This window comes from Salipiger abyssi (assembly GCF_017311415.1).
Taxonomy (GTDB): Bacteria; Pseudomonadota; Alphaproteobacteria; order Rhodobacterales; family Rhodobacteraceae; genus Salipiger; species Salipiger abyssi_A.
In genome coordinates, this window is record NZ_JAEKIS010000020.1 from 1 (window position 1) to 18,402 (window position 18,402).

Here is an 18,402-nt window from a genome sequence, read left to right on the forward strand (position 1 = left end):
GCGACAACATCAGCGACAAGCTCGAGGAGGAAACCCCACAGTAACATCAACGAAGAACGCAGCGGTCAAAACCGGCCAAGGAGGTTGTCGGTAGCGGCCAAGGAGGTTGACGCTCTACAGGCACGCTTACGCTGGAAGGCGCGACCAACTGGCTTCAGTCTCAAACGGGAAGCGCGCGATCATTGGTCGATCTTGCCATTGGCACGGCCAAGGAGCGACCCTCGCTCCTCATTGCAGCTTCGAATGCGATAATCGGGTTGCGCGCGGAAAAGACTGCGCTGATCAAGAAATCGGAGCAAGGGGGATTTAGGGCGTCTGCGCTGCCCGGTCTTTGGAAAAAAGAGGCCGGACGCGCGCGCTTGGAGACCTTCCACTGCGTACCTGCCAGCCATGACGAAATCACGGCGCGCAATCTCGATAGAGCCGCGCCGCTAACGGGGAAGCGGCTGGCCATGATCGGGTGTGGAACCATTGGCGGCTATCTCGCCCGTGCCCTTGTCCAGCTTGGTGCGGGGCAAGGTGCCGCGTTGCTGCTTATCGACCATGACAATCTCAAGCCGGAAAATCTTGGGCGGCACATCCTGGGCGCTCGCCATCTTTGGCGGAATAAGGCCGTGGCATTGGCTGATCTACTCGGAAGCGATTTTCCGGACGCGCAGCTTGAGGCCGTCGCCGCGCAGGCGCAGGGCACTTTTGATCGCCTTGCAGGCTATGATCTGGTCATCGATGCAACGGGCGATGAGCAGTTCTCTGAGGCGCTGAATGGCTTCGCGCTCACGCGGATCGGTGGTGCTGAGCCCTTTCCGCCGACGCTATTTACCATGCTCTTTGGCAATGGCCTTGCTGCACAAAGCTATCTTGCCCGCTGGGAAGAAGGCAGAGCTTGCTATCGCTGTCTGAAGCCGCGCTTCGAGGGCGAGTGGCGCTTTGATCCCCTCAAGCCGGATGCCAGAGAAACCGGCACAGCCATTCGGCCTTGTGCGCAAGGTTCATTCATTCCCTATGCTGTCCCTGCATCTATGCAGGCGGCAGCATTGGCCGCGACCCATGCAAGTGAAGTCTTCTTGGATCGATACGATTATGATTTGCGTACGGTTCAGGTAGTCCCGTCAGCGACTGTCCAAGTTCCATTCAAAAACGTTGAACGAGCAAAAACTTGTCCAGCCTGCTCTACTTGAGTGGAGCACCCCTTCACTCTCAAGTCATTTGAGAATTAGATTCAGGTTAAGTCACCAACCGGCTGTGGACTAGCCACCGCTCGTCAATATCCGCTTCTGGGAAGCTGCAGTGCAGCAACCAATAGCACGGTAAAAGTCTGGTTGGGGTCGGTCTCGACGGTCTCCTCTGCGCTGCAAGTGCAAAGCCCTCTGTGATAATCGCGGCCGATTTGGGCTCGAACCGGTCATGCGGCGCTGCGGCGAGGCGCACACAGATCCCCCAGGTCCGCCGTCATTCCCGGCCCTTCGCCAAGCTGGCTCCGCTGCCGCGCAGCTTCCTCAAATCGGTCATCTGTAGCATCCTGCGGCATAGTCCGACATGCCAAACTTGGCGGTGCGGGCTACAAAGGCCTTCGCCGAACGAGCGCTTTCGATATGCAATCGAAACCGGTTTCTTTGGGTAACGGACAAAATGCCGAAGTCTAGCCCGATGTGATGATCGTTATGCGGCTCATCGGCTCTCGATCATTCGGACATTGGGTATTTCTTGTTCTAGAAATTTCCTGATCCCCTCCGAATGTGCCTCCATCACCAAAACGATGTCCCTTTCAGTAAGCCCACGCGCAGTGAGGCCAGCCTTCAGGCTAAATAGGTCGCTGTATGAGAGGATACCGCGAAATGGCCGCAAGAAGATCGTCCCGCACTCTGACCGCTCTTCGATAAATGTCATAGCTGCCGCCACGGACGAGGGCGCTCCATAGACTGTAGTCGAACAGGGATGTTCTGCGAGCACCTTATTAAGATTTTGCGTCGAAGTTAGTGTAACTACGTTGCGATCTTCCTTGCGGATGTAGGAAACGATGACGTTCGGCGCGCTGCTACGTAGTCGCAGCATTGAATGCGCGCCGCCGCGGGGGGTCTCCGCCATCTCTAGGTCGGTTGGCGAGAAAAGCGCACCGTCATCCGACAGCTCGACACTGTGTGCGGTCACCGTGATCACGACTTCCGTCGCCATGCCGTGGGTCAGTGCATTCCGTGCGATCTCAATCGCCGCATCTCGAATGGCCAATGCAGGCTCTTTTCCCCAAATGATTTCCATGCCGCTGTCGCGGACCACTTCGGCAACTCTGGGCATTAGATCTGGTGAAGTTAGTCCAACAGTTTGCGTCGCAAATGCCTCGGCGGCCAGATCGTCCGGCGTCAATTCTCGACCAAGCGCGTGGCGTAGTTCCGAACGGCGTTCGGCCATCCGGCGCCATTGCTTTAGAAGCTCCGGAGTATAGGTGCAATCATCAGCGTCAATTAACTTACCATGCCGATAGCACATCCAAATACCGTTCTCGATGGAGGTAAGTTCGGTTGAAGACATCTCTGAGGAGACACGACGTGCTGCTGGCCCGTCTGACGCGGCATATATGTGACATGCCATTCCTGTGTTAGCCGAGCTGGTCGGGGACTCGTTGCTCGGTCCGATTGTGGGCGCTTCGCATCCAGGGAACGAACAGCGATATCCGGCTCGCCGCGCGAGGCCGCGACTAACTGCCACCTTAAAATCCGCACGTCTTTTCATCTACAGTCACTTCTTCTTTTCGCGCCCAGCGGTGATTCTAGCTAAATCCGAGTTCTATGCGTGGAGGCTGCAGCGCTCGTCCCGGGCCGGCCGAAGCATCACCTACTGTTCTTCGGCCCGTTGCTTTCATTCAACCCCGATGAAGTGGACGTCTGCAGCCAGCTCCCGCTCCTTCTTTGCATGGCGCTGTGACACGGTTTGTCTCCGAGTTGGAGTGGAGTGGATTAGCTGCTCAATCCGCCACTCACATCTCTATAGCGTATTCTTCATTTGACTTAACTTTTTCAAGTAAGTCCACGCTCTTGAGAGACCATTTCCGGACTTTGCTGTTCTTCCCAGGTCCGGTTTTGATTTGGCAATGGTATGAGTTATCGGATGACCGAAGGTCTATCCCCGTCTCATCCTTGACCCTGTTGACAAGCTTATTCGCTCCAGACCAGTGATTAAATCCAAGCCGCTTGGCAACTTGAGTGATCGTGAGCGGATGCGTATGATTTGGATTATTAGTTATCGCGATTCCAAGAAGTTTAGGAAGCTCAGAATCTTGCTCCGCAACCCTCTCAAGTACATCGTAATCCACTTCGACACTGCCAGTGGGAATGTCATGACGAATAAGCTTCATTGTTCTTGCAGCCAGTGCGCGAACTAGCTTCGGGTTTACAGATGTCAAAGCTGATTGGCTCTTTAGCGCCTCGAAGACCCACTGGAAGTTCTGCGCGTAGACTGCGTTAATGCGAAACTCCCTGCCATCGACCGAAAAGACCGCCTGTTCAGGAGGATTCTTGGGAAGGTCTTCCACCCAGATGACTTGATATACATTGTCGATAAGGCCAGTATCGTCAGCAACCAGTTCACCGATGTCTCGCAATATTTCTTTGACGTTAGGGTCCCCAAGCCCATAACCGAAAATGAAAACGGGGTGCTCTGCGAAGTAGGTCAAAAGCTTAGCGGAGATGTACTTCTTCTTGTCTTTCCACTCCTCATAATCCTCACGCGTCAAAACAATAGAGGATGGCTCACTGACATCACCATGGATGTGAAAAATCTCCCCGAAGCTATTGGTGTTATATCGTATTATTGTCTGCCCAGTCACTGGGACGTATCCCTCAAAGATCACTTCAAGAGAATGATCGTAATTTGTTGTGATAATCGCATGTGGCCTGATATCTGACAGCGCAGCCACCTCTTTTGGAAATATGCTGAAGTCTTCCCGCTTCCCGGGAGTTACGTTGGAAAGGTGCTCGCAGACCAAGCTTTTCAGGAAGCAATCCTTGCTCATGCCGGATTCAAATAATGCTTCTGGAAATGAGGCTTGTCCTGCACCCCACGCCCACTCAAAAACCAAGTCCGACAACTCTGACCCTATTGCGATCGGATCACCAGAGTGTTTTTGATAGTAGTACTCGAATTTTCCGTGATGTCCTGGCATTCCATCCAGAACTATCCTCAAAAGTTCCAGCCAGCTTGGCGCCTCAAAGTATCGCTTGGGAATCCCGCTCCCCATGAACAGTATCGGCTGGCATTCAAACTCAAGCAGAACGTCTCTAATTTTTGCATCCATACGCTGAGAGTAGCTCGGCACGGCAGCGGGTTTAATTTCAGTCAAACTTCGGCCCTTCAATTTCTTGAGGTGATGCGGATGGGCGCAGGATATCAGTACTTTAATGAGTGATGCATATCGTGGCAGAGGTCATTTGGTCAGCGCCAAATCTGATTTTTGCAGCACGTCGCTATATTGTCAAACACAGAGCAAGGCTGTCGGGAGATTATCACCCCCGGCGGCAATGACTTTGCTAACCGTGCTTTCGACGGTTTACGGACACTCATGCTTGGTGTAGCGTACGACCGCTCTCCGCCCCTTGCGCCGTTGCAGTCCAACATGCCGCGCCTGACCGATAAGGACCCGCTATCGGACTCTATGGCACTCGGTTCGACGGGGCGCCGGTTAATTGTGGTTAGTCCTAAATTTCAGAAATTTTATAGGAATAGTAATAGAATAGCTCGTTCTGCCCAGTGGTAACCCCGTTAAGAAAATGGTCTATGGGGTGTGGGGTGGGGCAAGTTCGGCTTCCTCTTAAGGTTGTTGTTGCTAACGGTGGACTGCTGGTCGCGGCCGCGGTGACCTATGTCTCGTGCCAGTGCGGTTTAAAAATTTGAACTTCTGCCGATGGGCTCGCAGAGTGACGCGTGGCTTTAGGGTGATCAGCGTATTGCTTCGTCGAGCTTGGGAAACTCTTCGGGTCACCTGAGTAGGCCGCCGAGGTGATCTTGCCGGAGAGGTGCGCAACACCCCATTCGGCGTCAGGCGACGTGGTGCGCCAGAGGGGGGGGCAGGGGCATGCACGAGCCTCTATGGGTGCGCATCTACCATTGGGCTGAATTTCCATCACCAGCGTTCCGACGGCTGTTGCCGTCTTGATCGAGCTCCCGCGCTTGCGCGCGTGGCGGGGAGGTCCCGACACCCTACATTTATCCGCGAACCGGGCAATTTGGAGAGTTTACCAGAGGCGAACTTTAGGCGCGCGACTTGGCAACACCTTCGCTGTCACCGGAGCCGTAGTTGCAGCGGGGCGGTGCCACCGAGCCGTAGTAGGGACTGGTGGCGGTTGTTCTGAACGACGAGCCTCCAGCGCTATCCTTGTTCGGACCATGGTGAAAGGCACTGAACGCTGGCAGTCTCTCCAAGAGAATGTAGGCATAGGGCTGCGTCGCGACGGCTGTGCCAGTCTACCGTCCCCTGCGCAGCATGCGTAAAGTACGCCATGTCACGCCAGCCTGCTGGGCCTGCAGTGCAACGTAATTCCGCGGTCTCGCTTGTCTACGGCTTACATTTTGTCGAGCCGTGTGGAATTATCTGTGCGAAATTGTGTTTGCACGCGACTGTTGTGTTCACGCTTTGCAAAATTGATCACACTCTTGGATTGAGCGGATTCGCCATCAATCGCCCGGCTTCGCGCAAAGGAGCTTGTTTTTGGTTAGTCTTGGTTTCGCCGTGGTGAAATTAAGCCGCGAAAGTTGGTTCTGGTTCGTGTCCAAACTGCCTGTCCTGCCAAGAAGAGGCTCTGTAGGAGTGCGAGATTTACATCTAAGTACTTGATATTGATCAATATTTTACCCTCTTTTCTTTTCTTTTTTACTTTCTCTCCCCTTCCCCAGAAAGTAGAAGAGAAGAAGATAGAAAGAACAAGGGGTCGATAAAAGGTAACTGTCCTCATTGTTCATTCTCCATGGTAAAGAGTTTTTCGATTTCAAGAAATGTAGTTCTTCTTAGTAGTTCGAAGTAGACAGTGAGGACAGTTACCTTTTTTGCTATGCGGATCACTGTGAGCGGTGGGAGTCATCGGATTTCCGGAAGTCTGTCTAGCGATAAGTATTGGATTGCAGCAGATTGGGACTGCACTGCATTTTGGTCGCGATCCTATGGGAAAGTGACCGTTCCGTCATGGTGCAGGTGGAACCCCAAGGAGATACAAGATTGAAATTTGAGACGCTTGCCAAAAGGCTCGCTGTAAAGACTCAAACTCCCAAGCTAGAGGATGTCCTCCTTGGGCGTTTGGAGCCCGCCATGCTACCGTCTACGTGCATGGTTTGGACCGGAACCAGATCGCACGATGGCGGAAAGCCTCGGATCAGGCGTAATTCGGTGAGAGGACTGCGGGTATACCCGCAAGTGACATACGATAAGCCATACGCCATCATTAAATATCAACGGAAGCGTGTTCACGTTCAACGTCTGATCTACCAGATACTGGAGAAGCCGGACTACGAGTTCAGCCTGTATCAACAGTGTCCTACCTTGCTTTGTGTAAACCCGAGGCATTGGATCGTAGAGCGCAAATACAGTTTTGCTCAGGTGCCCGTGGTGGTGACGAAAGCCGAGATTGATGAGAGCCAGATTCCGGTCTTCGATGGCTCATGGACCGTAGACGACGTCGCTGAGATAATCGAGATCGCCTTGGAGGAGACCAGCCCGAAAAGTTTCGAAGCGCTGATGAGTTTCCCTGACTTGGCTGACGCCCCGCACGAAATGGTGCGGTCCGTGCTTATTGGCAAGAATTTGGAGCGTCTTACTTGATGCAGTCGCTCTCTATCGCATGCTGAAGGCCTTCGGTGTCGCGAGTCGCGGCACCGAGTCTGCTTCTCCTTAGGCGTCGCAAGAGGTGCCTGCTCCGGCACCTAGCTGAAGTCTGAGTGGATCAACCTTCTTGGATACTCTGGAAGAGCCAGAGCGCGCAGGAGTGCCTGCTTGCCAGTCGCGCTGCGGCATCCCTGCGCCTCGCAGGAGGCACCTACGGCGGCCTGGAGGACTTGGCCGAGGCCACACTTGCATGACGGCCGCCTCTGAGGCTCCTAGGGCCATTCTGGGGCGCTGCCGAGGCCTAGCCCCCACCTAGCCCCCACCTAGCCAACGATGTGTGTTGCGACCCCGCATGAACGGGTGGGGTGGCTCTCGCCTTGTTCTTCCAAATTGGAGATGCCTCCACTGCGAGGCTTGCCGCAAGCCTTAGATGACCAAGGAGATGGTTTATGAATACGCGAAAATCCTACGATCCCAAGAAGCCACATGAAGTGTCGGTTATTTATGGCTCTGAAGCCGTGGCGGCCTATCACGCCGGGACCAAGAGCATCGCCAGTCTCCGGCGGCTGGGCCGGGTCCGGACCTACCACTTCATGACCGTGCAGGAGATGAATGCGTTCATCTTCGGTCTCGAGCAGGCCATGGGCGTCGATGACGCACATGCTGTCGATGACCTTCGGGCGTAGCTGGGTGAAGAGGCAATGTGTGAGTCCCCTCAATTTGGGGGTGGGGCATTTGTGCGCGAGCGGCTTTGGCTCCCTGAACCAAGTTCCTGTCGCCGCGCCAGGAGCGTGCGGAATCGGATTTGGGGAGGGGCCACCAGGCGCGGTTTCTGCCGCGCGTCCGGCCTCCTTGGGGGGCTGGGGGTCACCATTTCCGGTCCCAAAAGGCGCTCCTGGTCGCGCACACACAAAATCTGTGTGCGCGGAGTGTGTCTCGGCGGCTTTGTGGGTGGGATGCCACCAACATGCCTTCTGCGGTTCGCGTGTTCCTCGGTCTCGTCAAGAGGGGATAAAAGAAAACAAAGTCAGTATCTTGGTGGTGTCCCTTTTTGTATGAAGGAAGCGGGCAATCGGTCCACCGGGATGCTCGGCAAGGAGGAAAACAGGGTCACGGAACTCGCCGACAGCCAGCACACTGAACTGCATTTGCGACCGGCCACCGCGGCTTCCGCGCACACTGGAGGCACAGAATGCCAAAAACCCTGACACACCCCCTAAGGGGTGGTCATAAAATCCAAGGATTTCAGGGGTTTGTTGGCTCCGGCGGTAGGGATCGAACCTACGACCAATTGATTAACAGTCAACTGCTCTACCGCTGAGCTACGCCGGAACACGGCGCCCGTATAGCAACGGGATTCCGGGGCGTCCAGAGGATTTTGTCACATTTCTTGTGGTTTTGTGGAAATCGCCTCAAGCCCTTTGAAACACAGCGTTTTCTGTAAGGATCCCAGGGGTGGAGGCATGGCCGCGGGCGTGCAGATCGACGAGATGGGCGAGCACGTTACGGGCGGCGGCGGGCAGCAATGCCGGGGGCACGTCGGTGTAGATTCTGGCCGCCAGCGCCGCGGCATCCGCAGGGGCGTCGTCGAGCGCCGTGAGGATCTGGCGCTCGCGCATCAGGCGGTGATCGCGCAGCGCGGCGAGCCGTGCGGCGGGGGCGTTAACCGGCGCGCCGTGACCGGAATGCAGCACGCGCCAGGGATGCGCGGACAGACGCGCCAGCGAGGCCATGAAATCAGTGAGATCGCCATCGGGCGGCGAGACCAGCGACGAGGCCCAGCCCATCACAAGATCGCCGCAGAACAGCGCATCCTCCCAGGCGAAGGCCAGGTGATTGCCGAAATGGCCCGGCGTGTGCAGCGCGTCGAGTGTCCAGCCGTCGCCCGCGACACGCGCGCCGTCGGCAAGGATCTCGTCGGGGGCAAAGCCCGCATCGACGCCTTCGCCGCCGCCCATCATGCCGCTTTCCGCCAGCGCCTGCATCGCCTCGGAGCGGCCGGCGGTGGCGTCACCGAAGGCCAGGACCGGTGCGCCGGTGGCCTCGGAGAGCGGGCGGGCGAGGGGCGAATGGTCGATATGGGCATGGGTGACGAGGATATGAGTAATGCGCTGGCCCGGGCGCAGCGCCGCCAGCAGCGCGTCGAGATGGGCGGGGTCGTCGGGGCCCGGGTCGATCACCGCGAGGCCGCGCGTGCCCAGCAGATAGCTGTTGGTGCCGCGGTAGGTCATCGGCGAGGGGTTGGGCGCCAGGATCCGGCGCAGGCCGGGGGCGAGCTCCTCGGGCTGGCCGGGGCGGGGGCGAAAATCCGGTTGCGGGTCCTGCATCTTTCGGGGCTTTCTGTGGGCAATCGTCACCAGAGGTAGCGCAAGATGTTCCAGTGGCTCAAACGCTATATGCCGCGCGGGCTTTACGGACGGGCCGCGCTGATCCTGCTGTTGCCGGTGGTGACGCTGCAACTGGTGGTTTCGGTGGTCTTTGTGCAGCGGCATTTCGAGGATGTCTCGCGCCAGATGAGTCGGGATCTGTCGCGCGAGATCGACCTCGCGGTGGCGCAGCCGGAGCTGGCGGCGCCGCTGGCGCTGGATCTGCGCAGCGTATCCGAGGCGGCGTTGCCCGAGGCGGACGCGCGGCGCTGGTACGATTTCTCCGGCCTCGTGGTGACGCGGACCTTGAAGCGCTTCGTGACCGGGCTCGAACGGGTGATGCTGCCCGACGACAACGATGTCATGCTATATGTACGCGCGGGAGATACGCTGTATGAAGTGAGCCTTGCGCGGCGCCGGGCCTCGCCGACCAATGCGCATCAGCTTTTTGTCAATATGATGGTGTTCGGCGTGGTGATGACGGTGATCGCGTTCCTGTATCTGCGCAACCAGCTGCGTCCGATCACCCGGCTGGCGCAGGCGGCGGAGGCGTTTGGCCGGGGCCGCCACGCGCCGTATTCGCCCGCCGGGGCGGTGGAGGTGCGGGCGGCGGGGCATGCCTTTCTCGACATGCGCAACCGCATCGAGCGGCAGATCGAGCAGCGCACCATGATGCTTTCGGGGGTGAGCCACGATCTGCGCACGCCGCTGACGCGGCTGCGGCTGGGGCTGTCGATGCTCGACGATGCCGAGCGCGAGCCGCTGGAGCGCGATGTGGAGGACATGCAGCAGCTCATCGACGCGTTTCTCGATTTCGCGCGCGGCGATGCCCATGCGGGGGCAGCAGAGCCCGTCGATCCGCTGGCGCTGGTCGAGACCATCGTCGCCGACGCGCAACGCTCGGGGCGTGCGGTGAGTGTGGCGCAGCTCGACGGGGCGGGGGAGGTGTCGCTGAAACCGGCGGCGATGCGGCGGGCGCTGGAGAACCTGATCGGCAATGCGGTGCGTTACGGCACACGCTGCGAGGTATCGGCGACGCTGACCGACAAGAGCCTGAGGCTGCGGGTGGAGGATGACGGGCCGGGGATCCCGCCGGAGCGGCGCGAGGAGGCGTTGCGCCCCTTCGTGCGGCTGGATCCGGCACGCAATCAGGACAAGGGGCCGGGTGTGGGGCTGGGCCTCGCGATCGCGGCGGATATCGCGCGGGCGCATGGCGGGGTGCTGCGGCTTGGGCAGAGCGAGACGCTGGGCGGGTTGCGCGCCGATATCGTTATCGCGCGCTGATACGGCGAATTTATCCCGAATTGCGTGAGATGGTCATGAAATCGCCGGATTGCCGCCCGGTCGCGGCACCGAGGACCGGTGAGGCTTGGCGAGCCGGTCCGGGCGAAGCCCCGGCCCGACGCGTCTCTCTCTCGCGGAGCGCGGCGGACTGAGTCGCGTTCTGGGCTGCCTTTGCCGGGGCCGTTGCCCCGGCGGGGCGCCGCTCCTCGCGCCTTTGCGGCCGCTTCTCGTAGGGCCCCGGGGACGGGACAGGAAAAAACGCGCCCGGAGCCGGGCGCGTTTGGGTGGTATCGTATCGTGTGGACTGGTTCAGCCTTCGAGCAGGATCTGGCCCTTGGCCTCGATCAGCAGCTCGGCGCGCTTGACGCGGATCGCCGCGGCATCGGTCTTGCCGACCAGATCGGCGGCGAGCTTGCGCACGACATCCTCGTGGCCTGCCTCTTCGAAATCGGCCTTGATCACCTCGCGGGCATATGCCTCTGCCTCGGTGCCGCCTTTGCCCAGCAGCTCCGCCGCCCAGAGCCCTAGCAGCTTGTTGCAGCGGGCTTCGGCCCGGAATGCCATCTCCTCGTCATGGGCAAACTTGGATTCAAACGCTTTCTCGCGCTCTTCAAACGTGGACATGGCGCCGGCTCCCCCCGCTAAAACAATCGTCAGATTTAATATTCCACACCCAGCCGCCGGCGCAACCCCAAGCGTCCGCTTGCGACGGGGCAAGGCATGATTTATAGGGCCTCGCAGGACGCGGGCGCGATCCCCGCCCGGCCCGGTGAAAGGATTCCCATGGCACGCCGCAAGAAGATCTATGAAGGCAAGGCGAAGATTCTCTACGAAGGCCCCGAACCCGGGACCATCGTTCAGTATTTCAAGGACGATGCCACCGCCTTCAACGCCCAGAAGAAGGACGTGATCGAGGGCAAGGGCGTGCTGAACAACCGCCTGTCCGAGTTCTTCATGACCGGGCTGAACAATATCGGTGTGCCGACGCATTTCCTCAAGCGGCTGAACATGCGCGAGCAGCTGGTGCGCGCCTGCGAGATCGTGCCGCTGGAGATCATCGTGCGCAACTTCGCCGCCGGCTCGCTGGCGTCGCGGCTGGGGATCGAGGAGGGCACGCCGCTGCCGCGCCCGATCGTGGAATATTGCTACAAGGACGACAAGCTGGGCGATCCTCTGGTCACCGAGGAGCATATCGCGGCCTTCGGCTGGGCCAGCCAGCAGGACATGGACGACATCCTGAGCCTGGCGCTGCGGGTCAACGATTACCTTTCGGGGCTGATGTACGGCGTCGGCATCAAGCTCGTCGATTTCAAGATCGAGATCGGCCGGGTCTATGACGGCGATTTCCAGCGCCTGATCGTGGCCGACGAGATCTCGCCCGACAGCATGCGGCTGTGGGATATCGAGAGCGGGCAGAAGCTCGACAAGGACGTGTTCCGCCGCGATCTGGGCTCGCTGACCGATGCCTATACCGAGGTGGCCAAACGGCTGGGCGTGATGCCCAAGCAGGCCACCCATGTGGCCAAGCCGAAGCTCATCAACTGAGGCGCCGTGCCCCCGGGCGGGCGCCGCGTGTGAGTATTTGAAGAAAGATGAAGGGCCGGGCCCTTCGCAGCGAACGGAGTGGACGCCATGAAGGCACGGGTGCATGTGATGCTCAAGGACGGCGTGCTCGACCCGCAGGGCGAGGCGGTGAAACACGCTCTGCACGGCATGGGCTTCGATGCGGTCGGCGGCGTACGTCAGGGCAAGGTGATCGAGCTCGATCTGGCCGAGGGCACCAGTGAGGCGGATGTGACCGAGATGTGCGAGAAGCTGCTCGCCAATACGGTGATCGAGAGCTATCGCGTGGAGCTGCTCTGAGCCCTTTAAGAGGGCAGGGCGGGGCCGCCCGGCCGGGAAAGCGCGAGGCCTCGTCGCGGCGCGATTGATCGCGCGGCAAAACGCGGCTATGAGCCCGATATCGTCCCGCAGCGCCGCCTGACAGTGGCGGGTCGGGGCGGAACCGGCGGGCGCTCCTCCGGAGGGCCGCCACCAGTGATGCCACCCGCCGCGCGCGGGAGAGGGAGTGCGCCCATGAAAGCCGCCGTAATCGTCTTCCCCGGATCCAATTGCGACCGCGATCTCGCCGAGGGGTTCCGCAAGGCGGGGCTCGATGTGCAGATGGTCTGGCACAAGGACACGGCGCTGCCCGAGGGCATCGACATCGTCGGCATTCCCGGCGGCTTTTCCTTTGGCGATTACCTGCGCTGCGGCGCAATCGCGGCGAACTCGCCGATCTGCCACGAGGTCAAGGCGCATGCGGAGCGCGGCGGTTATGTGCTGGGCATCTGCAACGGCTTTCAGGTGCTGACCGAGACCAAGATCCTGCCCGGCGCGCTGCTGCGCAACGCCAATCTGAAATATATCTGCCGCACGGTCGGGCTGAGCGTGGCCGAGAGCCAGTCGGTCTTTACCCGCGGCTACGAGGCCGGCGAGACGATCCGCATCCCCATTGCGCATCATGACGGCAATTACACCGCAGACGCCACGACGCTGGACATGCTCGAAGGCGAGGGCCGCGTCGCCTTCCGCTATACCGACAACCCCAATGGCGCCGATCGCGACATCGCGGGCATCCTCTCGGCCAACCGCCGGGTGCTGGGGATGATGCCGCATCCGGAGCGCGCCTGCGAGCCGGCCCAGGGAAACGAGGACGGTGCGCGTCTTTTCGCCCATCTGACCGATGTGCTGGCCGAGGCCTGACTTGAGCGCCTGAGCCCGCCCGCGTACTCTGGCCCCATGTCGGAGACGGTCACACCATCCAAGCGGCGCAGCCGGCGCTCGGACCCGCTGAGCTGGCGGGTCAGGCTGGCGCTTGTCCTGCTCATTGTGCTGGCGGTGAGTACGGTCTGGGTCACCAATGTGCTGCTCACCGACCGCTTCACCGAATCCACCCGCAACCGGGCCGAGCTGCGGCTGGCGCTCTATTCCGGCAATATCCTGTCGGAGCTGCGCCGCAACGCCATCGTGCCGCAGCTGCTGGCCCGCGACCCGGCGCTGATCGGGGCGCTCAACTCCGCCGATTTCAGCCAGTCCACGCAGCGCCTGATTTCCTATGTGGACGAGATTGGCGCCGCCTCTCTGATGCTGCTCGACCGCGACGGGCGCACGGTGGCCGCGACCGACCGCAACCGCCTGGGCGAGCAGCACCGCAATGCGCCGCATTTCGTCGATGCGCTGCGTTCGAACACCACGGTCTTTACCACCCAGCAGCGCGAGGCGGGGGGCTATTCCTTTACCTATAGCCGCCGGGTGGAGAGCCAGAACACGGTGATCGGGGTGATCGTGGTCGAGGTCGATCTTGCCAAATTCGAACGCGCCTGGGCGGGGATCACCGATGCGGTGTCGGTGCTGAATTCCGAGGGCACGATCATTCTCGCGACCGAGCCGCGCTGGCGCGGTCGCACCATGGAGGAGGCGCTGGTCCGGCAATCCCCGGAAAGCGCCATTGAGCGCGCCATCAAGGCCACCGCCGACTGGACCGCGCTGCCGCCCGACGCCTATCTGCGCGGCGAGGCGGTGATGCGGGTCGACGGGCGCATCCCGTTCCGCGGCTGGACCATGGCGACCTTCACCACCTATGCCTCGGTGCGCGAAAAGGTGAACGCGGTGCTGGCGCTGGAAATCATGGGCTTTGCACTGCTCGCGGCGCTGGCGTTCTACGCGCTTAGCCGCAAGACAGCATTGCGCATGGCGCTCTTTCAGCGGGAATCGGCAGAGCTGCGGCGACTGAACGCAAGGCTCCAGCGCGAGATCGCCGAGCGCGAGAAGGTGCAGAAGGATCTGGCCTCCGCCGAGCAGACGCTGGAGCAGAGCTCCAAGCTCGCTGCCCTGGGCGAGATGTCGGCGGCTGTGAGCCACGAGCTGAACCAGCCGCTGGCGGCGATGAAGACCTATCTCGCCGGCGCGCGGCTGCTGTTGCGCCGCAACCGGCCCGAGGAGGCGATGACCGCCTTTCACCGCATCGACGATCTGATCGAGCGCATGGGCGCCATCACTCGCCAGCTCAAGAGCTATGCCCGCAAGGGGCAGGATCAGCTCAGCCCTGTGGATATGGGCGAGGCGCTGGCCTCGGCGCTGTCGATGATGGAGCCGCAGCTCAAGGCGCGGCGGGTGCGCATCTCCAAGATTCTGCCGGACACGCCGGTGCGGGTGATGGGCGACCGGATGCGCATCGAGCAGGTGCTGGTGAATCTGCTGCGCAACGCGCTCGACGCGACCAAATCGGTGGCCAATCCCGAGATCGAGATCCTCCTGGCCTCGGGTGAGACGGCGACGCTTTCGGTGCGCGACAACGGCCACGGGATCGAGGATTTCGACGCGCTCTTCGAGCCGTTCTACACCACCAAGCAGCCCGGCGACGGCACCGGTCTGGGGCTGGCGATCAGCTCTGGCATCGTTGCGGATCTGGGCGGAAGACTGACGGCACGGAACGGTGCCGAGGGTGGGGCTGTTTTCGAGATGCAGCTACCTATCTTGAATGAAAGCCCGCAGGCTGCGGAATAGCCCGGCGGGACAAGCCGAAGGCAGAAGAAAAAGGCGAAAGACCAAAATGACAAAAGCCATGAAAATCGCCATCGTCGACGATGAGAAAGACATGCGCCAATCGATCAGCCAGTGGCTGGCGCTGTCGGGATACGATACCGAGACCTATGCCAGCGCCGAGGAGGCGCTGGGTGCGCTCGGCGCCGATTACCCAGGGATCGTGATCTCGGATATCAAGATGCCGGGGATGGACGGAATCCAGTTCCTGAAAAAGCTGATGGGCAATGACAGCGCGCTGCCGGTGATCATGATCACCGGCCATGGCGATGTGCCGATGGCGGTGGAGGCGATGCGCATCGGCGCTTTCGACTTCCTCGAAAAGCCCTTTAACCCCGACCGCATGTCGGAGCTGGCCAAGAAGGCCACCAATGCGCGCCGGCTGACGCTCGATAACCGGGCGCTGCGCAAGGAGCTCTCGGATGGCTCGCAGCTCATGTCCAAGCTCATCGGCCAGAGCCCGGCGATGGAACGGCTGCGCGAGGATGTGCTGGATCTGGGCCAGGCCGACGGCCATGTGCTGATCGACGGCGAGACCGGCACCGGCAAAACGCTGATCGCCCATGCGCTGCATGCGGTGGGCTCGCGCGCCGGCAAGAAATTCGTGCTGATTTCCTGCGCGGCGATGGACGAGGACGCGCTGATGCGGCGGCTCTTCGGCCCGATGCAGCCCGACGAGACGCGGCTGCCGGCCATCGAGGAGGCGCGCGGCGGTACGCTGGTGCTGGAGGATATCGAGGCGCTGTCGGATTCCGCCCAGGCGCGGCTGCTTTCGGTGATCAACGATCAGGGCACGCCGCCGGAAACCCGGATCGTGGCGATCTGCAACCTTCAGGACGAGGGCAATACCTGCGAAAGCAAGCTGCGCCCGGATCTCTATTTCCGCCTCGCGGCGCTCAAGATTACCGTGCCGCCGCTGCGCGCGCGCGGCGAGGACATCCTGACGCTCTTCACCCGGCTCTCAGAGCAATATGCCGACGAATACGGCTGCGACGCGCCCAAGGTCTCGGCGCAGGAGGCGGCGCAGCTTTTGCAGGCGCCCTGGCCGGGCAATGTGCGCCAGCTCATCAACCTTGCCGAACGCGCGGTGCTGCAATCGCGGCGCGGGCAGGGCACCATCGCCTCGCTGCTGATGAGCGACCACGAGGAGATGCAGCCGGTGATGACCACCGAGGGCAAGCCGCTGAAGGAATATGTCGAGGCGTTCGAGCGCATGCTGATCGACAACACAATGCGGCGGCACAAGGGCTCGATCTCGGCGGTGATGGACGAGCTTTGCCTGCCGCGCCGCACGCTCAACGAGAAGATGGCGAAATACGGGCTTCAGCGCGCCGACTACATCTGACGGCGCGCGCTGTCGCAGGAATGTGCCGGAACCGTCACGGAATCGATTCCGGGGATCTCTAGCGTATGGGCCAGGCCGGGCCGGGTTCGTTCCGGCCCGCCGCCGCGATCCGTTTTCAGAGAGATCTTCGCCATGATGATCATCGACCCGTTCCGCTTCGTCCTCGCCTGCTGCTTCCTGCCGGCGAGGAACGGCATGCTGTCCCACCTGCTGCGCGGCAAGCGCGTCTACTGAGTGCCCAAAGCGCGCGGTGGGCAGATTGCCCACCCTACAGACAGTGCGCGCCCAGCCCCGGACCTGTTCCGGGGCCTCAGCGGTCGGGGTCTGTGGGATGCTCCCCATCCTGGAGATCAAGGCGGTAAGGCGCCGGTCAACGCCCGCGCGCCTTAGCGACAATCGTCAAAACCACCGAGCCGGGCGGCGCGATGCGCCCGAGAATGAATGCAGGGATGTGCAGGAGTGCCGGGCTTGGGCCGGCAAGGACTGCTGCCGGGCCCGCACCCTATGGAGCGCCGGCCTCAGCTGGCGCGGCGTTCCTCGAAGCTCAGCGCGATGAATTCGGGCATGTGATCGCCCATCCCCACCACGTTGTTGTCGTTCCGGTCCGAGCGCCGCGAGGATTTCTCCTGCGCCGGCTTGTCGGATTTACGCGACCGCGAGCGGGTGCTCTTCTTTTCGGTCTGTTCGGGCGCCGGGGCCTCAGCCTTGTCTTCCTCGGCGGCAGCTTTGGGCTTGGGCATGTTCGGCAGCTCGACGCGCGGGATCTCTTTCTGGAGCAGCTTTTCCACGTCTTCGAAGTTCTTTTCGTCCTTCGGCACGACAATGGTAAAGGCTTTGCCCTCGCGCCCGGCGCGGCCGGTGCGGCCGATGCGGTGCACATAGTCCTCGGCATGACTCGGCACGTCGAAATTGAACACATGGCTGACGCTGGGCACGTCGAGCCCGCGCGCCGCCACATCCGAGGCGATCAGCAGCCGGATGGAGCCGTCACGGAAGCCGTCCAGCGTCTTCATGCGCTGGCTCTGGTCCAGATCGCCATGGATCGGCTCGGCGTTATAGCCGTATTTCTTCAGCGATTTCGCCACCACATCCACGTCGACCTTGCGGTTGCAGAAGACGATGGCATTCGTGCAGGCCTCGCCCTCACGCTCGATCAGATCGCGCAGCACCCGGCGCTTTTCGCTGCCCTCGCGGTCGCGGCGCGACGCCTTGAAAAACACCGCGCCCTGTTCGATCGTTTCCGAGGCGGTGGCCTGACGGGCGACCTCGATCCGCGCGGGGGCGGAGAGGAAGGTGTTGGTGATGCGCTCGATCTCCGGCGCCATGGTGGCGGAGAAGAACAGCGTCTGGCGGGTGAAGGGCGTCAGCGAGAAGATGCGCTCGATGTCGGGGATGAACCCCATGTCGAGCATGCGGTCGGCCTCGTCCACCACCATGATCTGCACGCCGGTGAGCAGCAGCTTGCCGCGCTCGAAATGGTCGAGCAGCCGGCCCGGCGTTGCGATCAGAACATCGACGCCCTTGTCGATCAGCGCGTCCTGTTCCTTGAAACTGACGCCGCCGATGAGCAGCGCTTTGGTCAGCTTCACATGCTTGGCGTAGATGTCGAAATTCTCGGCCACCTGCGCGGCCAGTTCGCGGGTCGGGCAGAGCACCAGGCTGCGCGGCATCCGCGCGCGGGCGCGGCCGCGGGCGAGCAGGGTGATCATCGGCAGGGTAAAGCTGGCGGTCTTGCCGGTGCCGGTCTGGGCGATACCCAGCACGTCCTTGCCCTCCAGCGCCGAGGGGATCGCGCCGGCCTGGATCGGGGTCGGGGTTTCGTAGCCCGCCTCCTCGATGGCTTTCAGGACTTTCGGGTTCAGGTTGAGGTCAGAAAACTTTGTCATAGGTGTCCGATTTGGGTGCGGACACTGAAACTGGGCCCGCGCATCTGGTCTGGGATCGGGCCCGGTTGGCCCTGCGGTTCGTGCATATACGATCCCGATGCGGCGGCTTGTACCGGAATCACCGGGTAAAGG

The 18,402-nt window shown here is 61.1% G+C and carries 14 protein-coding genes and 1 tRNA gene; 9 read left to right on the top strand and 6 right to left on the bottom strand.

All coding sequences use genetic code 11. The features are described 5' to 3' along the window. Positions 1–182: 182 nt before the first annotated feature. Positions 183–1,178, top strand: coding sequence for a ThiF family adenylyltransferase (locus tag I6N89_RS20705; RefSeq protein WP_236016759.1), 996 nt, complete (start codon positions 183–185; stop codon positions 1,176–1,178). Between the two features lie 490 nt (positions 1,179–1,668). Here the strand turns inward: I6N89_RS20705 and I6N89_RS20710 are convergent, their stop codons facing one another. Together I6N89_RS20710 and I6N89_RS20715 are read right to left on the bottom strand one after the other, a co-directional pair. Further along, positions 1,669–2,484 carry a hypothetical protein gene (locus I6N89_RS20710; RefSeq protein ID WP_207020325.1) on the bottom strand — a complete coding sequence of 272 codons (816 nt, stop codon included), beginning with the start codon at positions 2,482–2,484 and terminating at the stop codon, positions 1,669–1,671. Positions 2,485–2,971: 487 nt separating this feature from the next. Next, the gene (locus I6N89_RS20715) at positions 2,972–4,333 is read right to left on the bottom strand and encodes an SIR2 family NAD-dependent protein deacylase (protein ID WP_236016760.1); all 1,362 of its coding nucleotides are present in this window, start codon (positions 4,331–4,333) and stop codon (positions 2,972–2,974) included. A gap of 2,064 nt (positions 4,334–6,397) precedes the next feature. Here I6N89_RS20715 and I6N89_RS20720 point away from each other — a divergent pair. Together I6N89_RS20720 and I6N89_RS20725 are read left to right on the top strand one after the other, a co-directional pair. Continuing rightward, a complete protein-coding gene (locus tag I6N89_RS20720) occupies positions 6,398–6,802 on the top strand; it encodes a hypothetical protein (protein ID WP_207020326.1) in 405 nt (134 codons plus the stop codon). 452 nt (positions 6,803–7,254) lie between these two features. Next, positions 7,255–7,491 carry a hypothetical protein gene (locus I6N89_RS20725; protein WP_207020327.1) on the top strand — a complete coding sequence of 79 codons (237 nt, stop codon included), beginning with the start codon at positions 7,255–7,257 and terminating at the stop codon, positions 7,489–7,491. Between the two features lie 571 nt (positions 7,492–8,062). On the opposite strand, the gene I6N89_RS20730 is transcribed toward I6N89_RS20725, so the two are convergent. Further along, positions 8,063–8,137, bottom strand: a tRNA-Asn gene (locus I6N89_RS20730). 80 nt (positions 8,138–8,217) lie between these two features. Then, positions 8,218–9,132, bottom strand: a complete 915-nt coding sequence (locus I6N89_RS20735; protein WP_207020328.1) for an MBL fold metallo-hydrolase — start codon at positions 9,130–9,132, stop codon at positions 8,218–8,220. Between the two features lie 45 nt (positions 9,133–9,177). Between I6N89_RS20735 and I6N89_RS20740 the strand changes: the two genes are divergently transcribed. After that, positions 9,178–10,455, top strand: coding sequence for an ATP-binding protein (locus tag I6N89_RS20740; RefSeq protein WP_207020329.1), 1,278 nt, complete (start codon positions 9,178–9,180; stop codon positions 10,453–10,455). A 309-nt stretch (positions 10,456–10,764) separates the two neighbouring features. Here I6N89_RS20740 and I6N89_RS20745 read toward each other — a convergent pair whose 3' ends face one another. Then, positions 10,765–11,079, bottom strand: a complete 315-nt coding sequence (locus I6N89_RS20745) for a DUF1476 domain-containing protein (protein ID WP_207020330.1) — start codon at positions 11,077–11,079, stop codon at positions 10,765–10,767. 159 nt (positions 11,080–11,238) lie between these two features. Here I6N89_RS20745 and purC point away from each other — a divergent pair, with 159 nt between their 5' ends. The 5 genes from purC (at position 11,239) to I6N89_RS20770 (ending at position 16,384) form a co-directional block, all read left to right on the top strand. Then, positions 11,239–12,000, top strand: coding sequence for a phosphoribosylaminoimidazolesuccinocarboxamide synthase (gene purC, locus I6N89_RS20750; RefSeq protein WP_207020331.1), 762 nt, complete (start codon positions 11,239–11,241; stop codon positions 11,998–12,000). 87 nt (positions 12,001–12,087) lie between these two features. Further along, the gene (gene purS / locus I6N89_RS20755) at positions 12,088–12,318 is read left to right on the top strand and encodes a phosphoribosylformylglycinamidine synthase subunit PurS (protein ID WP_076704100.1); all 231 of its coding nucleotides are present in this window, start codon (positions 12,088–12,090) and stop codon (positions 12,316–12,318) included. 213 nt (positions 12,319–12,531) lie between these two features. Further along, positions 12,532–13,200, top strand: coding sequence for a phosphoribosylformylglycinamidine synthase subunit PurQ (gene purQ, locus I6N89_RS20760; protein WP_207020332.1), 669 nt, complete (start codon positions 12,532–12,534; stop codon positions 13,198–13,200). Between the two features lie 36 nt (positions 13,201–13,236). Continuing rightward, positions 13,237–15,003 carry a sensor histidine kinase gene (locus I6N89_RS20765; RefSeq protein WP_207020333.1) on the top strand — a complete coding sequence of 589 codons (1,767 nt, stop codon included), beginning with the start codon at positions 13,237–13,239 and terminating at the stop codon, positions 15,001–15,003. A gap of 46 nt (positions 15,004–15,049) precedes the next feature. Further along, the gene (locus I6N89_RS20770; protein WP_207020334.1) at positions 15,050–16,384 is read left to right on the top strand and encodes a sigma-54-dependent transcriptional regulator; all 1,335 of its coding nucleotides are present in this window, start codon (positions 15,050–15,052) and stop codon (positions 16,382–16,384) included. 518 nt (positions 16,385–16,902) lie between these two features. Here the strand turns inward: I6N89_RS20770 and I6N89_RS20775 are convergent. Next, positions 16,903–18,270, bottom strand: coding sequence for a DEAD/DEAH box helicase (locus I6N89_RS20775; RefSeq protein WP_207020335.1), 1,368 nt, complete (start codon positions 18,268–18,270; stop codon positions 16,903–16,905). Positions 18,271–18,402 lie beyond the last annotated feature (132 nt).